Source organism: Nonomuraea sp. MTCD27, from assembly GCF_041950495.1.
Lineage (GTDB): Bacteria > Actinomycetota > Actinomycetes > Streptosporangiales > Streptosporangiaceae > Nonomuraea.
Genome location: NZ_JBGNUW010000015.1, coordinates 57,169 through 83,305, shown reverse-complemented (window position 1 = coordinate 83,305; position 26,137 = coordinate 57,169). Strand labels below are relative to the sequence as shown.

Genomic DNA, 26,137 nt, shown 5'->3' with positions numbered 1-26,137 from the left:
TGGCTTATGCCGAATATCCCCGGACAGGCCTGACGACTTCTACAAAAGCCTCACTTCGCCAATATCCACCATAAGTCTGACATTGCCCGACGAATAATTCCCGCGCACAATCCAGGCACAGCGACCCGTGCACCGTGAGGTGACAGGAATGGCAGGAACCCGCCCCGCACTCCCCGACGCCACCAACGGCGACTTCCTCCTCCAGGCGTTGCAGGAGGTCAACGCCCGCCGGGCCGAGCACCACGTGCCACCCCTGGCGATGGACCCGCTCCTGGTCGAGTACGCCAAGTCCAGGGCGGCCGCCCTCTCCCGGCACGAAGGGCTGGGCGGCGGGCACGACGGCCTGCGCGCGGGCACCGGCGAGAACCTGTTCTGGAGCGAGGGCGAGGACATGAGCGACGCCGCGCGGGCGGTGGCCTCCTGGTACGCCGGGCGCGCCGATCACAGCCGGCTCATCGGGAAGAGCACCACGGCGATGGGCGCCGCCCGCGTGGCCGGACTGGGCTCGAAGAAGTACGAGACGTACATCGTCCTCGTCTTCGAGCCCCCGGCCGACGACGTGCCGCCCGCCTGATCAGATGGCGGTGGCACCCCCGTCGATGAACAGCACCTGACCCGTCATGTACGCCGAGGCCGGGCTGGCCAGGAACACGGCGGGCTGCGCCATCTCGGCCGCGCTCCCCCAGCGCCGCATGGGAACGCTGGCCACCGTGGCGGCGTTCGACGCCTCGTCCTCCCAGAGGTTGCGGTTGAGCTCGGTGGCCGTCCACCCCGGGCACAGGGCGTTGACGCGCACCCCGGCCCCCGCCCATTCCACGGCCAGCGTCTTGGTCAGCGCCACCAGCCCGGCCTTGGCGGCGGCGTAGGGGGCGAGCAGCGGCGCGCCGAGCGCGGCCACCGACGCCACGTTGATGACCACGCCCTCGCCCCGGCCGAGCAGGTGGGGGGCGACGGCGTGGCAGACGGCCATGGCGGAGTCGAGGTTGAGCCGCATCAGCTTGTCCCAGCCCGACAGCCGCAGGTCCTTGAACTCGACCAGGAAGTTCGACCCGCCGGCGTTGTTGACCACGATGTCGACGTGCCCGAGCCCGTCGATGGCGGATGCCACGGCGGAGGCGGCGGCCTCGCGGTCGGTGAGGTCGGCGGGGATGACGACCGCCCGCCGGCCCAGGGCCTCGATCTCCTTGCCGACCTCGGCGAGCGTCTCCGCCGAGCGGGACACGAGCGCCACGTCGGCCCCGGCCTCGGCGTACGCGAGCGCGATGGCCCGCCCGATGCCCTTCGACGCCCCTGTGACCAGAGCCTGCTTCCCCGTGAGATCGAACGCGCCCACACCGCCTCCTCTGACGACCCTGGAACCGAACAAGATTCTATGGACTGGAGGCCCGGGAACGCCACCGGCGCGAGACCACGAGGGCCCCGCGCCGGCCGCGTACCTGGAGGATCAGAAGAAGAATCCGAAGAAGTCGTCCAGGCCGCTCTGGTCGATCCATCGGGTGACACGCGCGCCGGCCTCGGCGACCGTGCCCGTCCGCGTGCTCTCCGGCTCGATCTTCTCCGGCCGGAAGATCTGCTTCTCACCCTGGCCGGACCCGCCGGGCCGGATCTGCGGCGGCGGGCCGTCCGGGTACATCCGGCCGTCCCGGTAGACGGTGTAGGACTGGGTCGGCTGGATGCTGCCGTCGTTCCGGTAGACCTGGCCGGGCCGCGGCTGCGTCGGCTGCCGGCTGTCCCTGGGCGGGGTCTGCCGCTGCTGCGCGCGGTGGCTGGTCGGCCGCTGCGCCGGGCGCTGCCGTGCCCGCTGGATCCCGCTGGGGACCCGGCCGGCCCGCCGGTTGCGCGCCCGGGCCGCCTGCGCCGCCCGCCTGGCCGCCCGTGCGTCGGCGGCCTTCCGCTTGGCCTCTCTCCTCGCCGCCGCCGCGGCCCGCCGCTTGGCCCTGGCCGTGGCCGCCTTCCTGGCCCGCTCTGCCGCCTTTCTCCTGGCCTCCGCCTGGAGGCGCTTCCTGGCCGCCGCGGCGGCGCGCTTCCTGGCCGCCTCCGCGGCCTTCTTCCTGGCCGCCTCCGCCGCGCGCCGCCGGGCCTCGGCCGCGGCCCGGCGCCGGGCCGCCGCGATGGCGGCGCGCCTGGCCGCCGCGCGGGCCGCCGCGATGGCCGCCCGCCTGGCCGCGGCCGCCGCCAGCCTCCTGGCGATGATCTGGGCCGCGACCCTGGCCGCGATGGCGGCGGCGAACCAGAACAGCTGCCCGTCGGGGTCGGTCATGGTGACGGGGCTGTTGTTGGCGTAGGCGTAGGCGTTGAGCTGCTGCGGCTCGGACTCCTCGATGACCGGGTCGACCGACAGGAACCGGCCGTTCCTGGGGTCGTACTCGCGGGCGCCGAGGTGGACGAGCCCGGTGGTCGGGTCCTGGGTGCCTCCGACGAAGGCGCGCTGTCCCGGCCAGAACGCCGGGGGCGAGCCCCGGTTCTCGCCGAAGGGCGTCAGCCGCCGTACGGCCAGTTCCCCGGTCCCGGCGTTCACGGCCGCCTGGGCCGTGCCCTGGTGGTCACCGGCGAGGAAGTAGACCTGGTTGTCGGGGGTGCGGACCGCGATGGCGGTGCCGTTGACGGTGTAGTAGCGGGTCTGCTCGACCGCGTCCTTGGCGAAGTCGAAGCGCAGCTCCATGTCGTCGATGTAGAGCGTGGCGTCGGCCGGTGTCTTGCGGATGAGGCGGTCGCCGTCCGCGCTGTACACGAACGACGTCGTCTTGCCGGCCTCGGTCACCGACTCCAGGTTGCCCTCGGCGTCCCAGACCAGGCTCTGGTCGGAGGTGCCGACCTTGCGCCTGGTGGTGTTGCCCGCGGCGTCGTACTCGAACAGGTCCGACCCGACGGTCTGCAGCGCGTGCGGCTGCTTGCCGCCGGCCGGCGGGTAGGTCGAGGTGCGGACCGTCTCGCCCGCGCCGCCCCAGGCGTGCTTGGTCTCCTTGATCCGGTTGCCGGTGGAGTCGTAGGCGTAGCTGACCGCGTACGGGGCCACGCCGCCGATCGTGCCGGACTGCGGGCTGCCACTGGCGCAGTCGTCCGTGGCCGTCCACGCCGAGGTCATCCGGCGCAGGTGGTCATAGGTGAAGCACTGCGTGTCCTGGCCGCTCGCCCGGTCGGCGACCTTGGTGATGTTGCCCACCGCGTCGTAGGAGTAGTTGAGGTCCAGGTCGGTCGCGCTCGCGCCCTCCCTGTCCAGCCGCATGCCGGTGAGCCTGCGGGTGGCCTCGTCGTGGGTGTAGGTGAGCCAGGTCTTCCTGGTGCCGGTGCCCAGCTCGTACTGGAGCGTCTCGCCCAGCTTGGAGTAGCGGGTCGCGGTCACGTACGTCGACAGGCCGGTCACCTTGGAGGGCTGGCTCTGCGCGTCGTAGGTGTAGACGACCGACTCCTCCGCCAGGCCGCCGGCCGCCGGGAAGCTGACCGACTGGACCTGGTCGTCGAGCGTGTAGCGGGTGTTGAGCACGTACGAGCCGGCCAGCCTGCCCTCCCGCTCGGGGACGGTGACCGTCTGGCGCAGGGTGCGGTAGTCGGCGTCGATGGCGTTGATCTCGGCCTTGTACGCCTGCCCGCCCACATAGCGGATGCTGGCGTTCATGTGGCCCTTGGCCAGCGCGTCGTACTTCCACTCGGCCAGCAGCGGACCGGTCGCGGAGCCGTCACGCAGCTCCTTCTTGCGGCCCAGCTCGTCGTAGACGTACCACAGGGTCCGGCCGCGGGCGTCGGTCGTGGAGACCAGCTCGTCGGCGTCGTTGTAGGTCATGGTGGTGACGCCCTTGTCGGGGTCCTCCGCCTTGATCTGCCGGCCGCGCAGGTCATAGTGGTGCCGCCACACGTTGCCGGCGTGGTCGGTCACCGTGGACAGCCGTCCGGCGTGGTCGTAGGTGTACCTGGTGGACTCGTACTCGCCGGTCGGGGTCGCGCCCTTGTACTGGCGCAGCTCGACGAGCCGGTCCTGGGCGTCGCCGATGCGGGTGGTCGCGGTGCCGCCGGGCGGCGGCGTCACGTGCAGCCGGTCGCCCTCCTGCACGGTGCTGACCCGGTACTTCTCCACGCCCTTCGCCTTGAGGATCTGGGCGTTGACGTCCCCGGTGCCGTCGAAGGTCGACACGACCTGGGTGGGCACGTCGGTGTCGGCCACCGCGAGCAGGTCGGTGGCGGGGGTGCCGGTGGCGAAGTAGCCGGTGTTGGCCTTGCTCTGCTGGCCCAGGGAGTTGTAGTGGGTGTCGGTGATCGTGCGGCCGTCGCGCAGCGCCGGGTCCTGCGTCTGCTCGTCCCTGGGTGCGGGCTCCTGGGTCTGGCGCTCGCGCATCAGGCCGTCGTAGAGCTCGTGGCTTGCGGAGTAGGTGCCGTCGGCGTTGAGCGTCTTCGTCGTGACGACGCTGGGGCCGTCGGTGCGCATCACGTACGCGTACTCGGTGCTGGGCGACTGGCCGGCGGCCTTGCTGCGGTCCGGCTGCCAGACCTTGACCAGGCGGCCGAGGGCGTCGTACTCCATGTCGACGCGGCGGTTGTTCGCGTCGATCTCGGCCACCGGCTCGCCCCAGGCCGGGTTGACCACGGTGCGCTCGACGTGACCGAGCTGGTTGGTCTGCGCGATCTCGGTCGGCGGGGCGCCGGTGGCCGGGGTGTAGGTGGTGGTGGACCTGGTGCCGACCGCGTCGGTCTCGCTGGTCTCGCGGCCGTAGGCGTCGTAGGTGTGGGTGCTGTCGGTGATCGTCGTGCCGTCGCCGGCGACGAGCTGCTGGACCGAGGTCACGTCGCCCTTGGTCGGCGCCTGGCCGTGCGCCTGGCCGTCGTACCCGACCTTCTCGTCGGAGATCACCTCACCGGCGGCCAGCGTGGAGACCGCGGTGCCGCAGCCGGCCGAGACCTTCTGGATCCGGCTGGTGTAGTCGAGCATCCAGCTCGTGTCGTTGCGGGCGTAGCTGTAGCGGGTGCAGGTGTCGTCGTCGGCCGAGGCCAGGTCGCCCTTCTCGTCCACCTGGAGCAGCAGGCCCTTGGCGTCGTACGAGCGCTCCTCGCCGGTACGCCGCCACCTGCCCCCCGGCAGCGCGGTCCGGGTGACCATGGACTTGGCCTCGACCATGTGCGCGGTCTTGGTGACGCCGCCCTGCGTGGACTCGGCGGTCTTCAGCGACCACGGCTGCTCGGCGGTCGCGGTCAGGATGGCCCCGCCGTCACCGTCGTACGCGATCTCCTCGCGCTCGAACCCCGAGTACTGGTCGAGGTCGTCCAGCTTGACGCCTTCCGTGTCCTCGACCTGGGCCACCCGCCTGGTGCCGTCGGCCAGCTTGTCGCCGTGCATGCCGCGGAAGTACCTGAACTCCGTCAGCGTGCGCTTGGTGTCCTGCCCGTCGCCCTCGCGGACGCGGACCCGGCCGAACCCGCGGAAGTCCGACCAGGTCCGGTGCTCGGGCTTGACCAGGATGTTCTCGGCGTAGTGCCAGGCCGCGCCGTCGAGGTACTCGTAGCTGGTGACCACGTTCGGCGAGCCGGCGACCCGGTCCACCTCGATCGTCTGCGCGACGACGTACTTGTGGAACCAGTCGGTGACCTCGGCCTCGTTCGGCGGCGACCAGCGCTGCGGGAAGCACAGCCGGTTGTTCCGGTCCGCGGTCGGCACGTCGCCCGGCTTGCAGTCGGCCGGGGCGTAGTTGACCCGCAGCTCGCCGCCGGATTCGTTGCCGACCGCCTGGACGCGCCACTTGACCAGCGGCGCGCGGCCCTCGTTCGCGTCCACCCGGTTGGGCAGCTGCACACCGACGAACGTGGTCTTGGGCAGCGTGATCATGCCGCCCACGTGACCGGTCTGCTGGACCGAGGCCAGCCACAGTGACGGGCTGAGGCCGTCACCCGTGGCGGGGAACTGGTGCGCCAGGGTCCAGGAGTCCACCGGGTTGTACGTGCCGGCGCCGTTGTTGAGCTGGGTGGTGACCTTGGCCAGGCGCTTGCGGGTGAAGAACGTCGGCGCCAGGCGGTCGGTGCACGTCACCCCCGCGGCGCAGATCTGGTCGAACGGCACGTCCGGCCAGTGGCCGGCGGTCTCCTTCTTCAGCTGGTCGGCGGCGCAGGTGACGGTCCCGCTGGGCAGGCAGCGCTCGGCCACCTCGAACACCACCCGGGCCGCGGGCGCCTTGGTGAACAGCTCGCTCTTCAGGTAGCCGTAGTCGATCCGGGTCAGGTACGCGCCGCGCACGTACTGGGTGCCCAGCTCCGGCTTCATGTTGCGGCCGTAGTAGTTCGTCTCGCGCTCGTACCAGTAGGTGGTGGCGTTGCCGTGGGTGTCCACCGCGTAGTCGAGGTTCCACCGGTACGCCTGCTGGCACCAGGCGTTGGCCGGGGTGCTGTTGTGACACGGCTCGCCGCTGTTGTTGCCGAACACCGGCACCGTCTGCACCGACCTGGTCTCCGCCTTGCCGGTGACCCAGCCGGGCAGCCGGTTCAGGCCGAAGGTGTACTGGGTGCCGTCGGCCGTGGTGACCCGCCAGTACTCGCCGTTGTTGTCGCCGTTCGTGGCGCCGGTCAGGTATTCGATCCGGGTCCCGTCGTCGCGCTTGGGCCGCCACTGCTTGGTGGTGGCGTCCTTGACCAGCTCCACCGCCGAGTTGCCCAGCGACAGGGTGGCGTTGTCCTGGTCCCAGCACAGGTCGCCGGTCTTCTTGCCGTCGATCATGCAGGACTTGTAGCGGCGCTCGACGTAGCCGCTCGGGTTCAGCTCGAAGCCCTCACCCGCCCAGGACGCCTGGTTGTTGGTGGAGACGGTGCGGCCGTCCACGCTCTGCGAGGAGTAGGCCAGGGAGAGCTCCGGCTCGTCGCCGCCCAGCGCGGGCGGGGTCCGCATGTCGTAGCCCCAGTTGAAGTCGCCGGTCTGGGTGCCGACGCTCCAGTCGGCGGACGGGGCCAGCGAGGTGGCCGAGTGGTCGCCGGACGGGCCGGAGGCGGCGGCCGTCAGGGCGTACACGGCGCCGGTCTCGACCTCGGCGGTCACCGTGCCGTCCGCGGCGTTGTTGTCGCTCTTCACCGGCTCCGGCTGCGGGCAGCCGGCCGCGCCGGTGAGCGCGCACTCCTCCAGCTTCACCAGCCGCAACCGGGCGCCGTAGTCGCCGCCGTAGGCGTAGCGGAAGCCGGAGTAGTCGATCTCCAGCTTCGTCTTCGCCGTCGCCTTGGTGGCCGCGACGCCCTGGCCCGGCGAGACACGCATCGCCAGGCCGAGCCGGTCGGTGTCGAGCAGCTCGACACTCACCGGGTCCGCGACCTGCCCCGCTTTCGCCGCCCCGGGTGCCAGCCGCACCGGGAAGCCGGCCGCCAGGGTCCTGGCGGCGGTGCCGCCCAGCTCCGCCTTCTGCGGCTTGGGCCAGGTGACGCCCGGTGGCGCCTTCCACGCCTGCTTCGCGACCGGATCCTCCAGCGGCGGCTTGACGGGCACCCTCGTGCCCTTGACCGGCGTCTCCTTCTGCGTGGCCGGGGCGGGCCGGGCGGCGGCCTCGGCCGGCATGGCGTACGTCAGGGGCACGACCAGCACGATCGAGAGCACGGCCGCGAGCCTGCGCGGCCAGGGCGACTCCGGCCTGGGTTCGAGGAACCGGTTCCACCTGGGGTCGGGAACCTCGAATTCCTCCTGCGGGGGAACACGATTCCAGCGGGATTCGGGCAGGTCTAACTCTTCCGGCAGGTCCATGAGAACCTCTCCCAGTATTGGGGTGCGGTGATTCGGGACTTACTCGGTCGACTTACGGCTGCGGACTCATTGGGCGGCCAGCTGGGCGATCTGCTCGGCGCTCAGCACGCCGTCGTAGGTGCGGACGTCGTCCACGCTCCCCGGCCAGTAGCCGGTGAACGCGCCCGCGCTCTTGGTCCGGCCCAGTTGCAGCGGGCCGGTGGCATTCCAGGCGCTCAGGTGAGAGGTGACGGTGGTGGTGGACAGGCGGCCGTTGACGTAGATCCGGAGCTGGCCGGCCAGCGCGTCGTACACACCGGCGATGTGGGTCCACTCCAGCGGGTTGGGGATGGCGTCCGACCGGGTCCGTACGAGGGCGGCGGTGTCGGTGTCGGCGGCCGCCATGCCCAGGGTCCACCGGCCCTGCTCCTTGTCGAAGCCGAGCTGGAGGCCCGCCGCCCGGCTGCCCGGCTGGGCCACGGCCGCCGTGTCGCGGGTGGGCAGGTAGTCGAGCTGCGTCCAGGCGGCGACGGTGAAGCCCGTCCTGGTGTTGACCGCGGGGGCGGCCGTCTGGGCGTGGCCGTTGACGCCGTCGAGCGCGAGGGCGCCGTCCAGCCAGCCGGACGTCCACGAGGCGGCTCCGGACAGCGTCCCGGCGGTCGCCCGGCCCGAGGAGTCGGCGGCCGACAAGCCGGACTCCTCGTCCAGCTTCCAGTGGCCGACCAGCGTGGCAGCGCTGTTGACCAGGTCGGCGACCTCGTCGGCGAACATGGCGCGGCCGTAGACCCGCACCTCGTCGACGTCCCCGGGCCAGTAGTCCGAAGCCGCCCCGTTGACCCTTCCGCGGCCGATCGTCAGGGGGCCGGTGGCGTTCCACGCTTGCGTGACGGCGGCCGTGCCCTCCAGCCGGCCGTTCACGTAGAGCGAGATCTGGCCGGCCGCCGAGTCGTACACGCCGGTCAGGTGGGTCCACTCGGTCAGCCTCGGGGCGGCGGCGGACAGGGCGCGCGCGGTGGCCGCGTTGTCGGCGTCCGTGCCGGGGCGGGTGAGCGCCCAGCGGTCGTCGGCCTTCGAGTACTGCAGGGCGAACCCGCCGGTCCTGGTGCCTTCCTGGGTGACGACCGTGGCGGTGGCGGCGTTGCCGGTCAGGCGGGCCCAGGCGGTGACGGTGAAGTTGCGGCCGGTGTCCACGACCGGGCCCGTGGTCTGGGCGTACGCACTGGCCAGACGCAGGCCGCTGCCGGTCCTGCCGGTCGTCCACGTGGCGCCGTACAGCGTCGCCGGGTGAGCGGCGGCCGCGTCGGCGGCCGTGCCGCCCTGACCGTCGTCCAGCGTCCAGTGGCCCGCCGGGGCGGAGCCGCCGTTGACGTTGAAGACGTACGTGCGGATCGGGCCGAGCTGGCCCGCACGGTCCTTGCTGCGGACCGACAGCACGTTCGGGCCGTCGTGGCGCGGGGTGAGCCGGATCGTGGCCCTGCCGTCCGGGCCGGGCGGGACCTCCGTCTTGGGCGTGGTGTCGAGGCCGTAGACGTAGGCGGCGACGTCGGTGACCCCGTTGGGGTCGAACGTGAACGTGCCCTCCAGGCCGACGCCGTCGCTCCAGGCGTTCTCCGCGAACTGGGGCGAGGTCACGACCGGTTCCCGTCCGGGGGCGGTGGCGTCCACGGTGGCCTCGCAGAACGGGCTCCACGCGCTGGTGGCCTTGCCGTCCTCGCCCCGCACCCGCCAGCGGACGAGCGCGCCGTCGGCGTACAGGCTCTGCGGGATCGTGGCGTAGTACGCGGTGCCGGAGGAGCCGAGCGCGGTGACGTACTCGCCGGTCTTCGTGCCGGCGGCATTGTACCACTCGAAGCGGCCCTTGACCGAGTTGTCGGTGTCCTTCAGCTTGGCCCACAGCTTGGGCGTGGCGGTGCTGATGACCGGGCGGCCGTCACCGGAGACGCACGGGCCGCCCGGGTCCGACCACAGGTCGGCGGCCACGGGGTCGGTGGGGATGGAGTTGTACTCGATGACCAGGCTCGGGTTGTTCTTGAACTTCTTCCAGGCGTAGACGTCGGTCTCGCTGGTGGCGCGCAGGCCGATGGTGGCCTGCGACCACTTCTTGGCGGCGGCGTCGGCCACCCAGGTCGTGACGTCGAACTCCACCCCGCCGGGCAGGCAGGACGAGCCCCAGCCCTTGGCCACGTTCACCGTGGCGAGCTTCCTCGTCCACGACGGCTGGCTGTTCCAGGTGGTGCTCTTGCTGATCGCCCCGGTCCCCCAGGCCTCGACCTGGCGGGCGCTGCACGAGTACGACCACGTCTCGTACGTGCGCAGCGTGCCCTTGATGATCTGCTTGCCATGGATGGTCGAGCCGGTGCTCATCTGGAAGAACGAGCGGTTCTTCTGCGACTCGACGTGTCCCACCCGGGCGACGTCGCTGGAGTTGAGGTAGTTGGAGTTGGGCCAGTTGCTCCAGACGGCCGTCCACGAGCCGCGCGCGGCCGAGAAGTACGGGTCCAGATAGACGGGGTACTTCGTCTTCTGGTCCGCCAGCATCTTCCGGTCCGGCCGCAGCCGCAGCTTCCCGCCCGCCAGCTCCACCCCCATGGTGGCCTCGCGGGCCTCGGGCGAGCGGCCTTCCTTGAGCGCCTGCGGACTCGTGATGCCCTCGGAGTCCCACATCTTCGGGGTGGGCGCGACGAAGATCGTGCCGCCGGCCTCGTCCACGGCCTCCAGGTTGCCGGCCTTGTCCGACTTCAACCCGACGCCGTCGGCGGTGAGCGGGTACGACAGCTCGGTCAGCTGCGCCGCGGCGGCCCGCGACTTGACCACCAGGATGTGGGAGAAGCCGTCCACGTCCGCGGTGACCTGGAGGTCCACGCCCGGCATGACCTCGGCGTAGGTGGCGGTGTCGCCGCTCAGCACCGGCTTGGGCAGCGTGCCCTGCCAGCCGAGCTCCAGGGTCTTGGCGCCGCGCGACAGGCGGGCGAGCGGGGCGCTGCCGCCGCCCGACAGCGTGAGGCCGATCGCCGCGGCGACCGGCTCGACCGCGCCGTCGGGGCGCACGCGCAACGTGGTGTCCACGGGGACCCAGCGGCCGGCCTGGCGCACGCGTACGGGGCGGACGTTCAGCTCCATGGTCAGCGTGCCGTCGGGCTTGGCGAAGACCTGGCGGGTCTCGCTGCGCATCGACTCGACCTCGACCGGCTTGCCCGCGCTGCGGGCGAGCGCGAGGGCGGCCCGCTCCGTCTCCGCCTCCCAGGGCGGCGCGACGGTGTGGACCGCCTGTGGAGACTCCTGTGCGGCCGCTTGCTGCGGGACCCCCAGAGTCGTGATCGTTAACGCCGCCGCGACCAGTCCATGCACTACCCGCATACGTGCCTCGCCCATGCAGAGCAGGGATTACGCGCGGACAGCGATCGCCCGGCGTCTCCACGATCTTCGGTTGACGATCGGATTCTCACCCTCGCCAATCGGAAGGTCCAGAGTTCTGCTCATTCTGCTCAAAAAACCTTCAGAGCAGGAAAATATCCGGAAATATCCGTCATACCTCCACCGGCAGCGGCCAGGCCGCCGGGTTGACGCGCTTGACGATCTCGTCCAGCACGATGCGTACGTACGGCTCCCCCACCCACAGGTGCTTGGCCCCGTCGACCCCGATGACCTCGGCCTGCGGCACCCGCGCGAACCGGGACCGGGCCTCCTCCGGCCGCAGGTAGTCGTCGAACTCCGGCACCAGCGCCACCAGCGGCCGCCCGAACCCCGCCCAGGCGTCCAGATCGGCGTCGGTGGCCCTGTGCAGCGGCGGCGAGAGCAGGATCGCGCCCTCCACCAGCGGATCGTGCGCCCACTTGAGCGTCAGCTCGGTGCCGAACGACCAGCCGACCACCCACACGTGCGGCAGGTCGTGGTATTCGGCGTATTCCAGCGCCGCGGCCACGTCGAACCGCTCCCCCTCGCCCCCGTCGAACGTCCCCTCCGAGGTGCCGCGGTCGGAGGAGGTGCCCCGGGTGTTGAAGCGCAGCACGGCCAGATCGGCGAGCGCGGGCAGCCGGTTGGCGGCCTTCTTGTAGACGTGGCTGTCCATGAACCCGCCGTGGGTGGGCAGCGGGTGCAGCGTGACCAGCGTCGCCACCGGGGGCCGGTCGAGGGGCTGGGCCAGCTCGCCGACCAGGGTCAGGCCGTCGCCGGTGTGCAGCTCGATCGGCTCCCGCCGGGCGGGCAGCACCGTCGCCGCGCGAATGTCCACCATGGGTCCCTTCAGTAACGGCTGCGGCCGGGGCCGCGGTCGAGTCTCTTACGCCAGCAGGCGGAATGCCAGTGGCGGCGTTCCTCGTCGCCGCCCGGCCAGTTGGGCCAGGCCACGAGGTGCGGCCGGCCGCCGGCGATCTCCTGGTCGCAGCCCGGGCACCGGTAGTTCTTGGCCGAGGAGGCGCCGGTGAGCATGCGGACCTTCCACTCGCCGTCGGGCCACTCCTCCACCTTGTCCAGGCCGGTCGGGAAGCCGAAGGGGCGGGAGGACTCCCTGCGGCGGGCGCGGCGGGGGCTCATCGGCGGGGGAACTCACTCGCGCCCGCGGTGACGAGCTGGTCGAGCAGGGGGGCGGGGGCGAAGGCCGGCTCGCGGTATTCGGCGTAGAGGGCCCTCAGTCCGTCGCGTACGCGGGCCAGGCCCAGGGACTCCAGCATCTGGAAGGGGCCGGCCGGGTAGCCGCAGCCCAGGCGCATGGCGGCGTCGATGTCGTCGATCGAGGCGTAGCCGGCGTCGTGCATGCGGACGGCGTCGTTCAGGTAGGGGTAGAGCAGCGCGTCCACCACGAAGCCCGCCCGGTCCTTGCACGGCACCGGCGACAGGCCCGCGACCTTCATCAGGTCCGCGGCCGCGGCGGCGGCCGCGTCGGAGGTCAGCGCCGTGCTCGCCAGCTCGGCCACCTGGTCGCCGACGAGGTGCACGCCGACCATCGTGGCGGGGTCGCGCAGGCGTACGGCGTGTTCGACCACCGGGCGGTCGGCGAGCCGCAGCACGACGTCGGCGCCCTCGCCGGACCGCTCGAACCCGGCCGCCGCCAGCCGTGCCACCAGCTCCTCGGAGCCCGGCCCCGCCACGTCGAACGCGATCGGCAGGGAGCGTCCGGCACCCGAGGGGTGGGCCCGCTCCTCGCCGTAGAAGCCCCGCCCCGACTTGCGCCCGAGCAACCCGGCGGTGACCAGCTCCCGCAGCAGCGGCGACGGAGCGTGCCGGCGCTCGCGCGTCTCGTCGAACAGCACCTCCATCACCTCGTAGGAGGTGTCGAGCCCGATCAGGTCCAGCAGCGTGAACGGCCCCATCGGCAGCCCGACGCCCACCTTCATGGCCAGGTCGATGTCGTCGCGCCCGGCCACGCCCTGCTCCATGAGCGCGACCGCGTGGTTGAGGTAGGGCAGCAGCAGCCGGTTGACCACGAACCCGGCCCGGTCACCCACCGTCACGGCCGTCTTCCCCAGCCGGCCCGCCAGCTCCGAGACCGCGCCGACGACCCCCGGCTCGGTCACGACCGTGCTCACGACCTCGACCAGCCGCATCACCGGCGCCGGATTGAAGAAGTGCAGGCCGACCACCCGCCCCGGACGCCCGGTGGCGGCGGCGATGGCGGTGACGGACAGGGAGGAGGTGTTGGTGGCCAGGACGGTCTCGGGCTTGCAGATGCCGTCGAGGTCCTCGAACAGGGAGACCTTGTAGTCGAGGATCTCCGGGATGGCCTCGATCACCAGGTCGGCGTCGCGCAGGTCGGCGCGCGAGGTGGTCAGCGTCACGCGGCCGAGGATCTCGTCCCGCTCCGCGCCGGTCAGCTTGCCCTTGTCGACGGCGCGGCCGGTGGATCTCTCCAGGAGCCCGCGCCCCCTGGCCAGCATCTCGGCGTCGGCCTCGACCCCGATCACGCGCAGCCCCGCCCGCGCGAACACCTCGGCGATCCCGGCACCCATCGTGCCGAGACCGACCACTCCCACCCGTTCAAACGCCATGCGTCCAGTTTTCCAGAGGCACTAAGGTGGACGGTCATGCGGCTGGTCATCGCGCGATGCAGCGTGGATTACATCGGACGGCTCACGGCGCACCTGCCGATGGCGCCGAGACTCGTGCTCATCAAGGCGGACGGCAGCGTGAGCATCCACGCCGACGACCGCGCCTTCAAGCCGCTCAACTGGATGAACCCGCCGTGCAAGCTCAAAGAGGACGGCGAGACCTGGACGGTCACCCACGGCAAGACCGGCGAGAAGCTGGTCCTGACCATGGAGGAGATCCTCCACGACTCCAGCCACGAGCTCGGGGTGGACCCCGGCCTGATCAAGGACGGCGTGGAGGCCCACCTGCAGGAGCTGCTCGCCGAGCACATCACGACGCTGGGCGACGGCTACTCGCTGATCCGCCGCGAATACATGACGGCGATCGGGCCCGTGGACATCCTGTGCAGGGACGCGGCGGGGTCGACGGTGGCGGTGGAGATCAAGCGCCGCGGGGAGATCGACGGAGTGGAGCAGCTCACGCGCTACCTGGAGCTGCTCAACCGCGACCCGCTGCTGGCTCCGGTGCGCGGGGTGTTCGCGGCGCAGGAGATCAAGCCCCAGGCCCGCGTCCTGGCCACCGACCGCGGCATCAACTGCGTCACCCTCGACTACGACGCCCTGCGCGGCATCGAGCCGGAGAACCCGACCCTTTTCTAGATCTACGCGCTTTTCTAGATCTACGCGCTGCCGTGGCTCCCCACCCGCCGCACTCCGGCTGAGGGCCCTCCAGGGAAACGCCCTCTGACCCTTCAGTGGTGGCCCGCCGTCACGGAGCGCCCCTGGGCCCCCTGAGTGGTCCTCCGGCGGCCCAGGGCGCGTTCAGCGCGCTCTGAGGGCCAGCCTGCCCGGCACCGGCGCCCCGACTCTAGTAAGCGATGGCTTACCGGTTTATCGTGGCGCCATGACGACGCTGACCTTCGACTCACTCAATCCGGCTACCGGCGAGGTCGTCGGCAGTCATCCCAAGCACACTCCCGCCGCCGTCCACGAGGCCGTCGGCCGGGCGGAGGAGGCGGCCGCGTGGTGGGCCGCGCTGCCCGCGGCGGAGCGCCGGCGCCGCCTGCTGGACTACAAGGCGGTGCTCACCCAGCACATCCGCGAGCTGGCCGCCCTCGTCCACCAGGAGACGGGCAAGCCGGTGGGCGACGCCACGCTGGAGATCGTGCTGGCCGTCACCCACATCGACTGGGCCGCCCGCAACGCCCAGAAGGTGCTCGGCCGCCGCCGCGTGGCCACCGGCATGATCGGCCTCAACCTGACCGCCACCCTCGAATACCTCCCCCTCGGCGTCGTCGCCGTCATCGGCCCGTGGAACTACCCGGTCTTCACCCCCATGGGCTCCATCGCCTACGCCCTGGCGGCCGGCAACGCCGTCGTGTTCAAGCCGAGCGAGCTCACCCCAGGCATCGGGGTCCGCCTCGCCGAGCTCTTCGAGGAGTCCGTCCCCGAGTACAAGGTGTTCCAGACCGTGACGGGTCTGGGCGAGACCGGCGCGGCGCTGGTGGCCGACCCCAGGGTGAAGAAGGTCGCCTTCACCGGCTCCACCGCCACGGCGAAGCGGGTCATGGCCGCCTGCTCCGAGAACCTCACGCCGATCGTGGCCGAGTGCGGCGGCAAGGACGCGTTCATCGTGGACGCCGACGCCGACCTCCAGGCGGCCGCCGACGCCTGCCTCTGGGGCGCACTGTCCAACGCCGGCCAGACCTGCGTGGGCGTCGAGCGAGTCTACGTCGTGGACGCCGTCTATGAAAGTTTCATGCGCGAGCTGTCCGATCGGGCGACAAAAGTGAAAGCCGGTGAAGACTACGGCCCGATCACGATGCCCGGCCAGGTGGACATCATCAAGCGGCACATCGACGACGCCGTCAAGGCGGGCAGGACGGTGACCGGCGGCACCGCGTCGGTACGCGCACCTTACGTGGACCCGGTGATCGTCGAGGACGTGCCGGAGGACTCGCCGGTCGTACGCGAGGAGACGTTCGGCCCGACCATCACCGTGCGCCGCACCCGGGACGCCCAGGAGGCGTTGGAGCTGGCCAACGCCTCGGCGTACGGCCTGGGCGGCACGATTTTCAGCCGCAACGCCCGCCGCGCGACGGAGTTGGCCCGCCTCATGCGCTCCGGCATGACCGCCATCAACTCGGTCATTTCCTTCGCCGGAGTCCCCGCCCTGCCGTTCGGCGGGGTCGGCGACTCGGGATTCGGCAGGATCCACGGAGCCGACGGCCTGCGCGAGTTCGCCAGGCCGAAAGCCGTCTCCCGTCAGCGCTTCGCGATACCCGGGATGAACCTCACGTCGTTCACGCGGGGCCCCGCCGAACTTGAGCGACTGCTCAGGCTTGTCACGTTCTTGCACGGACGACGTAAAAGATAATCTTCTTGCCCTTTCCCAAATCCGATCATCCGTCCATAATTGTGTGCTCTGGGGGCCACGATCATGTTGGACGGGTGGAATGTGAACCGGTCTTACCGGGGAATGTCGGCTGAGCAAAGGCTGGCGGACAGACGTGAGCGGCTGATGACGGCCGCGTACTCGCTATACGCGAAACCGGGGTTCGTAGCGACGACCATCGAAAGGCTGTGCTCGGAGGCCAGGATCTCCAACCGGGCCTTCTACGAATGTTTCGGCGGCCGCGAGGAGCTCCTGCAGGCGTTACACGAGCGCTGCGTCGAGGAAAGCCTTGCGGTTGTGGCCAAAGCGTTACAGGAGGCGCCTGAGACGCTTGACGGAAGAGTCAAGGCCGGGATTCGCGCCTATATCGAGTTCACAACGGCGGACTGGCGCCGGGCCCGCATCATGCACGTCGAGGTCCGCAGATCAGGGGACGTCCTGACACTGTCGCGTCAGCGGGCGGTGGACGCGTTCGCGCGGCTCGTGGAGGAGGCATCCGCGGATTTCCCGCAGGCCACCCCGTTGAATCGGCGACTGGTGGCACTCGGTGTAATTGGAGCGCTACAAGAGTTGCTGATCGAATGGCTGCTCGCCGAAGAGCAGCCGGCGATCGACGAACTCGTCGCGGTGGCGGTGCACATCTTCAGCCGGAGCCTCGCCCCGGGTTGATCGCGATATGCAAACGCCGGTGAAAACGCGATCTTTTCGGGGCCGGTAGACGGACAACCGAAATCTACATTTTGTCTAAGCATGGAAAGAGCGGGTGACGGCTGATCGTCACCCGCTCGATATGTCATCAGGCCACCGCGGCCGCCGGAGCCTCCACGTGCAGCACCCGATTCAGCCGGGTGACCGCCAGTATCCGCATGATCCTCGGTGGCACCCCCCGAAGAACGAGACGGCGTTGCACGCTCAGCGCGCGCCGATGCGCACCCACGAGCACCCCGAGACCGGTGGCGTCGATCATCTCCAGCTTCGAGAGATCGAGGATCAGGTCGCCCTCACCGGAGTCGAGCGCCTTGTGCAGCCGCTCACGCACTCCCGCGGACGTGCCGGCGTCGAGCCGGGCACCGATCCGTACCACCTGGGCTCTCGGATTGCCCCGGACGCGCATGCCACCTCCTCAGTCACGCACGTAGCGTAGTCATTCCCCTGCGCGAAGTGCTCGCTGAGGTGACCCTCGCACAACTCCCCTACCCATCTATCGGCAATGACACGACCGCGTTGAGCAGGAACTCTCCGTCGGCCGTCGGACGGGCCGTCATGACGCCGCCCACGACGGCCAGCCGCTCCGCCAGCCCCGCCAGGCCACTGCCCAGGTCGTCGGCCCCCCGCCGGGCCGCCCCGTCATTGCGCACCGTCAGCTCCGCCTCCTGCGCGGTGAAGCGGAGCGTGATGTCGCAGAAGGTCGCGGCGCTGTGCTTGAGCACGTTCGTCACAGCCTCGCGTACCGCGTAGGCGAACACCGGCGCCACACTCTCCGGCAGCTCGCGGTAGGGCAGGTGAACCTCGCAGCGGACCCCTGCCGCTTCGAGCACACCTTTCACGCTATTCAGCTCAGCGGGCAAGTCAAGTTCGCGGTAGCCGCGCACGGCCTGACGCAGCTCCTTGAGCGCCTGCCTGGTCAGCCGGTTCACCTCGGTCATCTCGGCCTTGGCCCGCGCCGCGTCCACGTCCGACAGACGTACGGCCAGCTCGGTCTTGACCGCGATGGCCGAGAGCTGGTGCCCCACGAGGTCGTGCAGGTCCCTGGCGAAGCGCAGCCGCTCCTCGGCCAGCGCCAGCCGCGTGTGCGCCTCACGGCCCTTGTGCGCCTCCACGGCCAGCGTCCAGATCCAGATCCAGACCCGGTTGGACGGCGGCACGAGCACGCAGAAGACCGCGTAGCTCACCATGTTGAGCACCAGCGCCTGATCCGCCGACAGGTCGAGGCTCCAGGCGCTCACGCCGGCCTCCCCGCCCAGGGCGCTGAGAGAGACGCCGGCCACCCACGTACCCACCTGCAGCAGCGCGACCGTGCGCCTGGGGATCTCCAGCGAGGCGATCGACAGCCAGCAGACCAGCACCCAGCCCCAGCCGAACGGTTGGGCACCGCCCAGGCCCGCCGCGACCACGGCGAAGACCGCCGCCACCACCACCTGCCTGGTGGGGTAACGGCGGTCCAGCACCGCGTCGATGGCTCTCAGGCTGAGCCAGGTGAAGCAGACCGCGGCGACGAACGCGGGCGCGGCCCGCCACCAGTTGAGCTTCCCCTCGCCGACCACGGCCATGGTCATCATGAGGATCAGCAGCCACATGGCGACGAAGTTGAAGACCAGGATCTTCCAGGTGGTGCGCCGCGCCCGCTCGACCGAGTCCATCGCCATCCGTCTGTTTCTCGCCTACCGGGTACGCAGCACGTCGCCGAGCTTCACCCTGGCCCCGGTCCGCAGCACGGCCCGCTCGTACACCTTGGCCCCGAAGGCCAGCACCGCGGCCACGGCCGCCACCATCACCACCATGGACACGCCCACCTGCCACATCGGCACGTCCGTCGCGGCCATCCGCACCGGCATGATCATGGAGGAGAACGGCGGGATGTAGGACGCCACCGTGGCCAGCGTGCCCGTGGGCTCGTTGGTCACGTAGAAGGACACGAAGTACGTGGCCATGATGCCCATGGTCAGCGGGGTCAGCACGCTGTTGACCTCCTCCTGGCGCGAGACCAGGGAGGCCAGCGCCGCCGCCAGCGTGGCGAAGAAGGCGTAGCCGAGCACGAACCACACCAGCACCGCCGCCACCAGCCCCGGGATGCCGGGCGGGAAGTCCGAGGCGGCGCCGGAGGCCACCGCCGCGCCGAGCCCGACCACCGCGATCGTGACCAGGTTGATCAGTCCGAGCACGCCCAGCCCGAGGATCTTGCCGCCGAGCAGCTGCCACGGCCGTACGGAGGCGAGCAGGATCTCCACGATCCGGCTGCCCTTCTCCTCCACCACGCCCATGGCGACCATGACGACCTGTCCCATGATCAGCATGAACAGCACGAGGACGAGCACGGTCGCGATCGCCTGGCGCGAGGACTCGTACCGGGTGTCCGCTCCCACGGACTGCATCTCCAGCGGCGGGATGGCCACACCCGCGGCGCCGAGCTTGAACTCCCGGTTGACGCTCTGCATGAGCACGCCGAGCTCGGTCTCGATCTCACCGTCGGTGAGCACCTTGCTGTCGTTGACCAGCACCGCGTCCACGTCGCCGGCGAGCACGGCCTGCTTGGCCGCCGCCTCGTCGGCGAACTTGCGCCACTCGAACTCCACCTCGGGCGCCGCCGTGTGCAGCGGAAGCTGCTGGGAGTTGACGGTGCCGATCGTGTACGAGTCGCCGCCGCCCATGATCTTGGGCAGGAAGGACACCGCCGCGACCAGCGCGGCCGTGACGAGCAGGCCGATCACGAAGGCCCGGGTCCGGATCTGCGTGGTGACCTCGCGCCGGGCTATCAGCATCAGTCCGTTCACGCCACGGCCTCCTTGAAGATCTCGGTGAGGGTCGGCTGCTCGACGCCGAAGTGCTCGACGTGGCCCGCCTTCATGGCGCGACGCAGGATCTCCTGGTCGTCGCCGTCGGTCGTACGCAGGATGTGCCGGCCGCCCTGCACGGTGACCGTGCCGGGCAGGCCGTCGGCCCAGCCGGGGGACGGCTCGCGGACGACCACGCGCAGCGTGTTGCCCTCGGCGGCCCGCAGGTCCCCCACCGTGCCGGCGGCCACCATCCGGCCGGCCGAGACGATGCCCACGGAGTCGCACAGGCGCTCGACCAGCTCCAGCTGGTGGCTGGAGAAGATCACCGGCACGCCGCCCCGGCAACGCTCCTGCAGCGCCGTGGCCAGCGCGTCCACCGCGATCGGGTCGAGCCCAGAGAACGGCTCGTCCAGGACCAGCACCTCGGGGTCGTGCACCAGCGCCACGGCGAGCTGCACGCGCTGCTGGTTGCCCAGGGAGAGCGCCTGCACGGCGTCGCTCCGCCGCTCGGTCAGCCCGAGCCGCTGCAGCAGGTCGTCGGTGGCCTTCTTCGCGGCCGGGGTGCTCATGCCGTGCAGGCGGCCGAAGTATTCGATCTGCTCGGCGACCCGCATCTTCTGGTAGAGCCCCCGCTCTTCGGGCATGTACCCGAACCGCTTCCGGGCGTCGTAGCCGAGGGACTTGCCCTGCCAGCTCACCGAGCCGGAGTCCGCCTGGAGCACGCCCATCACGATGCGCATCGTCGTGGTCTTGCCGGCGCCGTTCGCCCCTACGAAACCGAACATCTCACCCGGCCGCACGGCGAAGCTGATCCCGTCCAGCGCCACCTTCCCGCCGGGGGCGTCGGGGCCACCCGCGAAGCGCTTGCGCAGCTCGTTGATCTCGAGCATCAGGTCATCTCCTTCGTCATGGGTCAATAGTGGCTTTAGCCGCGTTCGCCCAGGTAGTCGTGGAAATCATCGGCCCGATGTGGATCCCGCGTACGATCCGGATGACATTTGTCATTACGCTGAGGCCATGACGCGCGCCGACAAGGACAAGCCGGTCGTCCTTTCCCACATCTACACCCGGGCCGGCGACGACGGCACCACAGCGCTGGTCGACATGAGCCGCACCTCGAAGACCGATCCCCGGCTGGCCGCCTACGCCGACGTGGAGGAGGCCAACGCCCACCTGGGCGTCGCGCTCGCGCACGGCACGCTGCCCGCCGATCTCGTGGCGCTGCTGATCCGGATCCAGAACGAGCTGTTCGACCTGGGCGCCGACCTGGCCACGCCGGTCGTCGAGAGCCCGGAGTTCCCGCCGTTGCGGGTGGAGCAGTCGTACATCGACCGCCTCGAAGAGCAGTGCGACCGCCTCAACGCGGGCCTCGAACCGCTACGCAGCTTCATCCTGCCCGGTGGCGACCCGGCGACGGCCGCCCTTCACGTGGCCCGCGTCACGGTCCGCAGGGCCGAGCGCACGACCTGGGCGGCCCTCCAGGCCCACGAGGACATGAACCCGCTGACCGCGAAATACCTCAACCGCCTGTCGGACCTGCTCTTCATCGCCTGCCGCGTGGCCCACGACGGCAACGAGATCGTCTGGAAGCCCGGCGGCACCCGCTAGCCCCGCAGGACCCCCACAGCGCCTCCCACTTCCGGAAGGGCCCTAGGCGACGTCGAGGTAGGCGCTGGGCGGCGCCGACTCCAGCCACGCCAGGAACCCCGTCAGCGCGTCAGCGCTCATCGCCAGGGAGATCCCCCGCGTGCTCCCCTCGCAGTCGACCGCGTAGAGCCCGCCGTCGATCTCCCGACGAGCGGATACGACAAGGCCGCGCCTCGCGATCGCGTGGCGCGGCCTGAGTCGGACGCCCAAGAGCGGGATCCAGTGGAGCTCCCCGTCGGCATAGCGGGCCACCCCGCTCTGCCAGCCACGGTCACCCACCCGCAGCCGACAGGGTACGCTCCCGCGCGAGCGGGCCAGCGTCACCCCCCGGACCACGATGAGGGCGGCCAGCAGCACCAGGACAATGACTACCGTTGCTACCATGCCGCCCCCTGAGCCCCGCTTACGGTATTAAACCTCTTCGCCCGCCGCACGCAGCCGGGCCCTGGCACGCTTGGCCTCGACCGCCGCGTCGGCGTCTTCCTGGTTGGCCTCGATCGAGGCCTGGGCCCGGTCGAGAGCGTCACGGGCAGCCGAGACGTCGACCTCGGAACCGAGCTCGGCCACCTCGGCGAGCACGGACACCTCGTCGTCGGCCACGGAGATGAAGCCCCCGTGCACCGCCGCCACCAGCTCCGGCTCACCCTCCCGCTTCACGCGCAGCACGCCGCCCTCGACGAGGACGCCGAGCACAGGTGCGTGTTGCGGCATAATACCGATCTCGCCGTCCACGGTCTTGGCAATCACCATGTCGGCCTCGCCCGACCAGATCTCACGCTCGGGTGAGACAACCCCTACGCGTAGCTTCGCCACTTGTGTAGGTTCCTTTCCGATCAGGTAGTGGTACGACCCGCGAAGAGCCGTACCACCACCATAAGGCGATTAGCGACGCTCGAGTTCCTTGGCCTTCGCGATGGCCTGCTCGATGCCACCGACCATGAAGAACGCCTGCTCGGGCAGGTGGTCGTACTCACCCGCGCAGAGGCCCTTGAAGGAGGCGATGGTCTCGTCGAGCGGGACGGTCTCGCCCGGCTGGCCGGTGAAGGCCTCGGCCGCGTACATCGGGTGCGACAGGAAGCGCTCGATGCGGCGGGCCCGCTGGACGGTGACCTTGTCCTCCTCGGAGAGCTCGTCGATACCGAGGATCGCGATGATGTCCTGGAGCTCGCGGTACTTCTGCAGGATCCGCTTGGTCTCCTGGGCCACCCGGTAGTGCTCCTCGCCCACGATCTGCGGGTCGAGGATCCGGGAGGAGGAGTCGAGCGGGTCCACCGCCGGGTAGATGCCCTTCTCCGAGATCGGCCGCGACAGAACGGTCTGCGCGTCGAGGTGCGCGAACGCGTTGTGCGGGGCCGGGTCGGTGATGTCGTCGGCGGGCACGTAGATCGCCTGCATGGAGGTGATCGAGTGACCACGCGTCGAGGTGATGCGCTCCTGGAGCACACCCATCTCGTCGGCCAGCGTGGGCTGGTAACCCACGGCCGACGGCATACGGCCGAGCAGGGTGGAGACCTCGGAACCGGCCTGCGTGAAGCGGAAGATGTTGTCGATGAACAGCAGCACGTCCTGCTTCTGCACATCGCGGAAGTATTCCGCCATCGTCAGCGCCGACAGGGCGACCCGCAGACGGGTGCCCGGCGGCTCGTCCATCTGGCCGAAGACGAGCGCGGTGTCCTTGAGGACGTCCGCCTCCTCCATCTCCAGCCAGAGGTCGTTGCCCTCACGGGTGCGCTCGCCCACACCGGCGAAGCACGAGGTGCCACCGAAGTTACGGGCGACCCGGCGGATCATCTCCTGGATCAGAACGGTCTTGCCGACACCGGCGCCACCGAACAGGCCGATCTTCCCACCCTGCACATACGGGGTGAGCAGGTCGATGACCTTGATGCCGGTGACCAGCAGCTCGGTACGCGACTCGAGCTGGTCGAAGGCCGGGGACGGCCGGTGGATGCCCCACCGCTCCTCGATCTTGAGCGAGGAGGTCGGGACGTCGAGCGTCTCGCCCAGCGCGTTCCACACGTGGCCCTTGACGACGTCGCCGACCGGCACCGAGATCGGCGCACCCGTGTCGGCCACCGCCTGGCCACGGACCAGGCCGTCGGTGGGCTGCATGGAGATGGCCCGGACGAGGTTGTCACCCAGGTGCTGGGCGACCTCGAGCGTCAGGGTCTTGGTCTCGCCGCCGAGGGTCACCTCGACCTTGAGCGCGTTATAGATCTCCGGCATCGCCTCGACGGGGAACTCCACGTCGACGACGGCGCCGGTGACACGTGCCACGCGGCCAGTGCCGGCCGCGGGGGCTTCTACAGTTTCAACAGCCTCTGCAGTCATTTCACTCTTTCCCCGCTGCGGCGTCAGCGAGCGCGTTGGCGCCACCGACGATCTCGCTGATTTCCTGGGTGATCTCGGCCTGGCGAGCCTGGTTCATCTGCTGGGTGAGCACCCGCATCAGCTCGTTGGCGTTGTCGGTCGCGGACTTCATCGCGCGCCGTCGGGCCGCCTCCTCGGAGGCCGCCGACTGCAGCAACGCGGTGAAGATGCGCGACTCCACGTAACGCGGCAGCAGCGACTCCAGGACGTCACCCGCCGTCGGCTCGAACTCGAAGTACGGCGGGATCACGGTCGTGTCCGTCGCCTCGGTCTCCTCGACCTCCAGCGGCAGGACCCGCTTGACCACGACGTTCTGCGTGAGCATCGAGACGAACTCGGTCGACACGATGTGGATCTCGTCGATCCCGTTGTCGTCCTTGAACGAGTCGATCAGCGTGGTCGCGATCTCCTTGGCGTCGGCGTAGGCCGGCTTCCGCGAGAAGCCGACCCAGCTGCCGCCCATCTCCCGGTTGCGGAAGGTGTGCCAGGTGACACCCTTCCGCCCGGTGACGAACGGCACCACGGTCAGCCCGCGGCTCTCCAGCAGCCCGCGCAGGGCCTCGGCCTCGCGCAGGACGTTGGCGTTGAAGCCGCCGCAGAACCCGCTGTCGCTGGTGACGATGAGGACGCCCGCCTTGGCGGGGTTCTCCTTCGCCACGGTCAGCGGATGGTCGACGCTGGCCGCGTTGCTGACGACGCCGGTGACGGCGCGAGTGATCTCACGCTCGTACGGCAGCGCCGCCTGCATCCGCTGCTGCGCCCTCACGATCCGTGAAGAGGCGATGAGCTCCTGGGCGCGCGTGATCTTCGCGGTCGACTTGACCGAGTTGATCCGCCGCCGCAGCAGCCTTAGCTGGGCACCCATGTCCTACTTCTCCGCCGCCGGACGGACGACCTTCTTGATCTTCTCCTGGCCGACCTCGTCCGCGCCCAGGGGCGCCACCGGCTCGTCCTTGACCAGCAGTTCGCCGGAGGAGGTGGTGAAGCCCTTCTTGAACTCCGTGATGGCGTCCTTGAGAGCGGTCACCGTGTCGTCGACCAGTTCCCTGGTCTCACGGATCGTGTCGAAGATGCCCTTGTGCGAGGACTGGATGTAGTCCAGGAACTCGAGCTCGAAGCGACGGATGTCCTCGATCGGCACCTCGTCCAGCTCGCCCGTCGTGCCCGCCCAGATCGAGGCGACCTCGCGCTCGAGCGAGAACGGGCTGTACTGGGCCTGCTTGAGCAGCTCGACCAGACGCTGCCCGCGCTCGAGCTGGGCCTTGGAGGCGGCGTCCAGGTCGGAGGCGAAGGCCGCGAAGGCCTCGAGGTCACGGTACTGCGACAGCGACAGACGCAGCGTGCCCGCGACCTTCCGCATGGCCTTGGACTGAGCGGAGCCACCGACTCGGGACACCGAGACACCGACGTTGATGGCCGGGCGCACGCCCGCGTTGAACAGGTCCGTCTCGAGGAAGACCTGGCCGTCGGTGATGGAGATGACGTTGGTCGGGATGAAGGCCGAGACGTCGTTGCCCTTGGTCTCGATGACCGGCAGACCCGTCATCGAGCCACCGCCCATGTCGTCGGAGAGCTTGGCGCAGCGCTCCAGCAGCCGGGAGTGGAGGTAGAAGACGTCACCGGGGAACGCCTCACGGCCCGGGGGACGGCGCAGCAGCAGAGAGACGGCGCGGTAGGCGTCCGCCTGCTTGGTCAGGTCGTCGAAGACGATCAGGACGTGCTTGCCCTGGTACATCCAGTGCTGACCGATCGCCGAGCCGGCGTAGGGCGCGATGTACTTGAAGCCGGCGGCCTCGGAGGCGGGAGCGGCGACGATGGTGGTGTACTCCATCGCGCCGGCCTCCTCCAGGCGGGCACGCACCTGCGCGACGGTCGAGCCCTTCTGGCCGATCGCGACGTAGACGCAGCGCACCTGCTTGGCGGGGTCGCCAGAGGCCCAGTTTTCGCGCTGGTTGAGGATCGTGTCCACGGCGATCGCGGTCTTGCCGGTGCCGCGGTCGCCGATGATGAGCTGACGCTGGCCGCGGCCGATCGCCGTCATGGCGTCGATCGCCTTGATGCCCGTGGCCAGCGATTCCTTCACGGGCTGCCGCTGGACGACCGAGGGGGCCTGCAGCTCGAGGGCGCGAACGCCCTCGGCCTCGATGGCGCCCTTGCCGTCGAGCGGGTTGCCCAGGGGGTCGACCACGCGGCCGAGGAAGTTGTCGCCGACGGGCACGGACAGGACCTCGCCCGTCCGGCGGACCGTCTGGCCCTCCTCGATGCCGCTGAACTCGCCCAGGACAACGACACCGATCTCGCGGGTGTCGAGGTTAAGTGCCAGGCCGCGCGTGCCGTTCTCGAACTCGAGCAGCTCGTTCGCCATCGCCGAGGGAAGGCCGGAGACATGGGCAATGCCGTCGCCGGCGTCGACGACGGTCCCGATCTCCTCGCGCGCGGCGCCTTCCGGTTCGTACGCCTGGACGAAGCGCTCAAGCGCGTCCCGGATCTCGTCCGGCCGGATCGTAAGCTCCGCCATCTCTACTCTGTC

At 70.3% G+C, this 26,137-nt stretch carries 20 protein-coding genes; 5 read left to right on the top strand and 15 right to left on the bottom strand.

Translation table 11 applies throughout. The annotated features are described in order from the left end of the window. The first annotated feature begins 148 nt into the window (after positions 1 to 148). Positions 149 to 574 carry a CAP domain-containing protein gene (locus ACBJ59_RS37525; protein WP_375114923.1) on the top strand — a complete coding sequence of 142 codons (426 nt, stop codon included), beginning with the start codon at positions 149 to 151 and terminating at the stop codon, positions 572 to 574. Here the strand turns inward: ACBJ59_RS37525 and ACBJ59_RS37520 are convergent, their stop codons facing one another. The 6 genes from ACBJ59_RS37520 to ACBJ59_RS37495 all read right to left on the bottom strand — a co-directional run bounded on the left by ACBJ59_RS37520 (position 575) and on the right by ACBJ59_RS37495 (position 13,662). Further along, entirely contained in the window at positions 575 to 1,333 is a 759-nt protein-coding gene (locus tag ACBJ59_RS37520; protein WP_375114922.1) for an SDR family NAD(P)-dependent oxidoreductase, read from the bottom strand. Between the two features lie 111 nt (positions 1,334 to 1,444). Beyond that, positions 1,445 to 7,699: an RHS repeat domain-containing protein gene (locus ACBJ59_RS37515; RefSeq protein ID WP_375114921.1), complete on the bottom strand. Its 6,255-nt coding sequence runs from the start codon at positions 7,697 to 7,699 to the stop codon at positions 1,445 to 1,447. A 66-nt stretch (positions 7,700 to 7,765) separates the two neighbouring features. Continuing rightward, positions 7,766 to 11,035, bottom strand: coding sequence for a LamG-like jellyroll fold domain-containing protein (locus tag ACBJ59_RS37510; protein WP_375114920.1), 3,270 nt, complete (start codon positions 11,033 to 11,035; stop codon positions 7,766 to 7,768). Between the two features lie 169 nt (positions 11,036 to 11,204). After that, on the bottom strand, positions 11,205 to 11,909 hold the full coding sequence (locus tag ACBJ59_RS37505) for an alpha/beta hydrolase (RefSeq protein WP_375115123.1): 705 nt from the start codon (positions 11,907 to 11,909) through the stop codon (positions 11,205 to 11,207). 11 nt (positions 11,910 to 11,920) lie between these two features. Continuing rightward, positions 11,921 to 12,211, bottom strand: coding sequence for an ATP/GTP-binding protein (locus ACBJ59_RS37500; protein WP_364114431.1), 291 nt, complete (start codon positions 12,209 to 12,211; stop codon positions 11,921 to 11,923). Continuing rightward, a complete protein-coding gene (locus ACBJ59_RS37495) occupies positions 12,208 to 13,662 on the bottom strand; it encodes a 3-hydroxybutyryl-CoA dehydrogenase (protein WP_375114919.1) in 1,455 nt (484 codons plus the stop codon). Before ACBJ59_RS37495 ends, ACBJ59_RS37500 begins: the two co-directional genes overlap by 4 nt. A gap of 36 nt (positions 13,663 to 13,698) precedes the next feature. Here ACBJ59_RS37495 and nucS point away from each other — a divergent pair, with 36 nt between their 5' ends. The 3 genes from nucS (at position 13,699) to ACBJ59_RS37480 (ending at position 16,765) form a co-directional block, all read left to right on the top strand. Next, on the top strand, positions 13,699 to 14,361 hold the full coding sequence (nucS, locus tag ACBJ59_RS37490; RefSeq protein ID WP_364114427.1) for an endonuclease NucS: 663 nt from the start codon (positions 13,699 to 13,701) through the stop codon (positions 14,359 to 14,361). Positions 14,362 to 14,605: 244 nt separating this feature from the next. Further along, positions 14,606 to 16,078 carry an aldehyde dehydrogenase family protein gene (locus ACBJ59_RS37485; RefSeq protein WP_375114918.1) on the top strand — a complete coding sequence of 491 codons (1,473 nt, stop codon included), beginning with the start codon at positions 14,606 to 14,608 and terminating at the stop codon, positions 16,076 to 16,078. 144 nt (positions 16,079 to 16,222) lie between these two features. Beyond that, a complete protein-coding gene (locus ACBJ59_RS37480) occupies positions 16,223 to 16,765 on the top strand; it encodes a TetR/AcrR family transcriptional regulator (RefSeq protein WP_364114423.1) in 543 nt (180 codons plus the stop codon). Between the two features lie 127 nt (positions 16,766 to 16,892). On the opposite strand, the gene ACBJ59_RS37475 is transcribed toward ACBJ59_RS37480, so the two are convergent. The 4 genes from ACBJ59_RS37475 to ACBJ59_RS37460 all read right to left on the bottom strand — a co-directional run bounded on the left by ACBJ59_RS37475 (position 16,893) and on the right by ACBJ59_RS37460 (position 20,480). Continuing rightward, positions 16,893 to 17,210 carry an STAS domain-containing protein gene (locus tag ACBJ59_RS37475; RefSeq protein ID WP_357859237.1) on the bottom strand — a complete coding sequence of 106 codons (318 nt, stop codon included), beginning with the start codon at positions 17,208 to 17,210 and terminating at the stop codon, positions 16,893 to 16,895. A 79-nt stretch (positions 17,211 to 17,289) separates the two neighbouring features. Then, positions 17,290 to 18,462: a sensor histidine kinase gene (locus ACBJ59_RS37470; RefSeq protein ID WP_375114917.1), complete on the bottom strand. Its 1,173-nt coding sequence runs from the start codon at positions 18,460 to 18,462 to the stop codon at positions 17,290 to 17,292. 15 nt (positions 18,463 to 18,477) lie between these two features. Beyond that, the gene (locus tag ACBJ59_RS37465) at positions 18,478 to 19,587 is read right to left on the bottom strand and encodes an ABC transporter permease (protein WP_375114916.1); all 1,110 of its coding nucleotides are present in this window, start codon (positions 19,585 to 19,587) and stop codon (positions 18,478 to 18,480) included. Then, a complete protein-coding gene (locus tag ACBJ59_RS37460) occupies positions 19,584 to 20,480 on the bottom strand; it encodes an ABC transporter ATP-binding protein (RefSeq protein ID WP_375114915.1) in 897 nt (298 codons plus the stop codon). The genes ACBJ59_RS37465 and ACBJ59_RS37460 overlap by 4 nt, the downstream gene beginning before the upstream one ends. Positions 20,481 to 20,607: 127 nt before the next feature. Here ACBJ59_RS37460 and ACBJ59_RS37455 point away from each other — a divergent pair, with 127 nt between their 5' ends. After that, complete coding sequence (locus tag ACBJ59_RS37455; protein WP_364114415.1) at positions 20,608 to 21,198, top strand: cob(I)yrinic acid a,c-diamide adenosyltransferase; 591 nt, start codon at positions 20,608 to 20,610, stop codon at positions 21,196 to 21,198. 42 nt (positions 21,199 to 21,240) lie between these two features. On the opposite strand, the gene ACBJ59_RS37450 is transcribed toward ACBJ59_RS37455, so the two are convergent. The 5 genes from ACBJ59_RS37450 to atpA all read right to left on the bottom strand — a co-directional run bounded on the left by ACBJ59_RS37450 (position 21,241) and on the right by atpA (position 26,125). Continuing rightward, on the bottom strand, positions 21,241 to 21,621 hold the full coding sequence (locus tag ACBJ59_RS37450) for a DUF2550 domain-containing protein (protein ID WP_375114914.1): 381 nt from the start codon (positions 21,619 to 21,621) through the stop codon (positions 21,241 to 21,243). 27 nt (positions 21,622 to 21,648) lie between these two features. Next, a complete protein-coding gene (locus ACBJ59_RS37445; protein WP_364114411.1) occupies positions 21,649 to 22,050 on the bottom strand; it encodes a F0F1 ATP synthase subunit epsilon in 402 nt (133 codons plus the stop codon). A gap of 69 nt (positions 22,051 to 22,119) precedes the next feature. Further along, positions 22,120 to 23,568 (bottom strand): F0F1 ATP synthase subunit beta, encoded by a 1,449-nt coding sequence (gene atpD, locus ACBJ59_RS37440; protein ID WP_364114409.1) that lies wholly within the window; start codon positions 23,566 to 23,568, stop codon positions 22,120 to 22,122. A 1-nt stretch (position 23,569) separates the two neighbouring features. Continuing rightward, entirely contained in the window at positions 23,570 to 24,472 is a 903-nt protein-coding gene (locus ACBJ59_RS37435) for a F0F1 ATP synthase subunit gamma (RefSeq protein WP_375114913.1), read from the bottom strand. A gap of 3 nt (positions 24,473 to 24,475) precedes the next feature. Beyond that, a complete protein-coding gene (gene atpA, locus ACBJ59_RS37430; RefSeq protein ID WP_375114912.1) occupies positions 24,476 to 26,125 on the bottom strand; it encodes a F0F1 ATP synthase subunit alpha in 1,650 nt (549 codons plus the stop codon). Positions 26,126 to 26,137: the final 12 nt, after the last annotated feature.

Excerpts from the sequence above, each read along its gene's own strand:
- ACBJ59_RS37525 (WP_375114923.1), top strand. The coding sequence starts at position 149 with ATGGCAGGAACCCGCCCCGCACTCCCCGACGCCACCAACGGCGACTTC.
- ACBJ59_RS37515 (WP_375114921.1), bottom strand. The coding sequence starts at position 7,699 with ATGGACCTGCCGGAAGAGTTAGACCTGCCCGAATCCCGCTGGAATCGT.
- ACBJ59_RS37510 (WP_375114920.1), bottom strand. The coding sequence starts at position 11,035 with ATGCGGGTAGTGCATGGACTGGTCGCGGCGGCGTTAACGATCACGACT.
- ACBJ59_RS37500 (WP_364114431.1), bottom strand. The coding sequence starts at position 12,211 with ATGAGCCCCCGCCGCGCCCGCCGCAGGGAGTCCTCCCGCCCCTTCGGC.
- ACBJ59_RS37495 (WP_375114919.1), bottom strand. The coding sequence starts at position 13,662 with ATGGCGTTTGAACGGGTGGGAGTGGTCGGTCTCGGCACGATGGGTGCC.
- nucS (WP_364114427.1), top strand. The coding sequence starts at position 13,699 with ATGCGGCTGGTCATCGCGCGATGCAGCGTGGATTACATCGGACGGCTC.
- ACBJ59_RS37485 (WP_375114918.1), top strand. The coding sequence starts at position 14,606 with ATGACGACGCTGACCTTCGACTCACTCAATCCGGCTACCGGCGAGGTC.
- ACBJ59_RS37480 (WP_364114423.1), top strand. The coding sequence starts at position 16,223 with ATGACGGCCGCGTACTCGCTATACGCGAAACCGGGGTTCGTAGCGACG.
- ACBJ59_RS37475 (WP_357859237.1), bottom strand. The coding sequence starts at position 17,210 with ATGCGCGTCCGGGGCAATCCGAGAGCCCAGGTGGTACGGATCGGTGCC.
- ACBJ59_RS37470 (WP_375114917.1), bottom strand. The coding sequence starts at position 18,462 with ATGGCGATGGACTCGGTCGAGCGGGCGCGGCGCACCACCTGGAAGATC.
- ACBJ59_RS37460 (WP_375114915.1), bottom strand. The coding sequence starts at position 20,480 with ATGCTCGAGATCAACGAGCTGCGCAAGCGCTTCGCGGGTGGCCCCGAC.
- ACBJ59_RS37455 (WP_364114415.1), top strand. The coding sequence starts at position 20,608 with ATGACGCGCGCCGACAAGGACAAGCCGGTCGTCCTTTCCCACATCTAC.
- ACBJ59_RS37450 (WP_375114914.1), bottom strand. The coding sequence starts at position 21,621 with ATGGTAGCAACGGTAGTCATTGTCCTGGTGCTGCTGGCCGCCCTCATC.
- atpD (WP_364114409.1), bottom strand. The coding sequence starts at position 23,568 with ATGACTGCAGAGGCTGTTGAAACTGTAGAAGCCCCCGCGGCCGGCACT.
- ACBJ59_RS37435 (WP_375114913.1), bottom strand. The coding sequence starts at position 24,472 with ATGGGTGCCCAGCTAAGGCTGCTGCGGCGGCGGATCAACTCGGTCAAG.
- atpA (WP_375114912.1), bottom strand. The coding sequence starts at position 26,125 with ATGGCGGAGCTTACGATCCGGCCGGACGAGATCCGGGACGCGCTTGAG.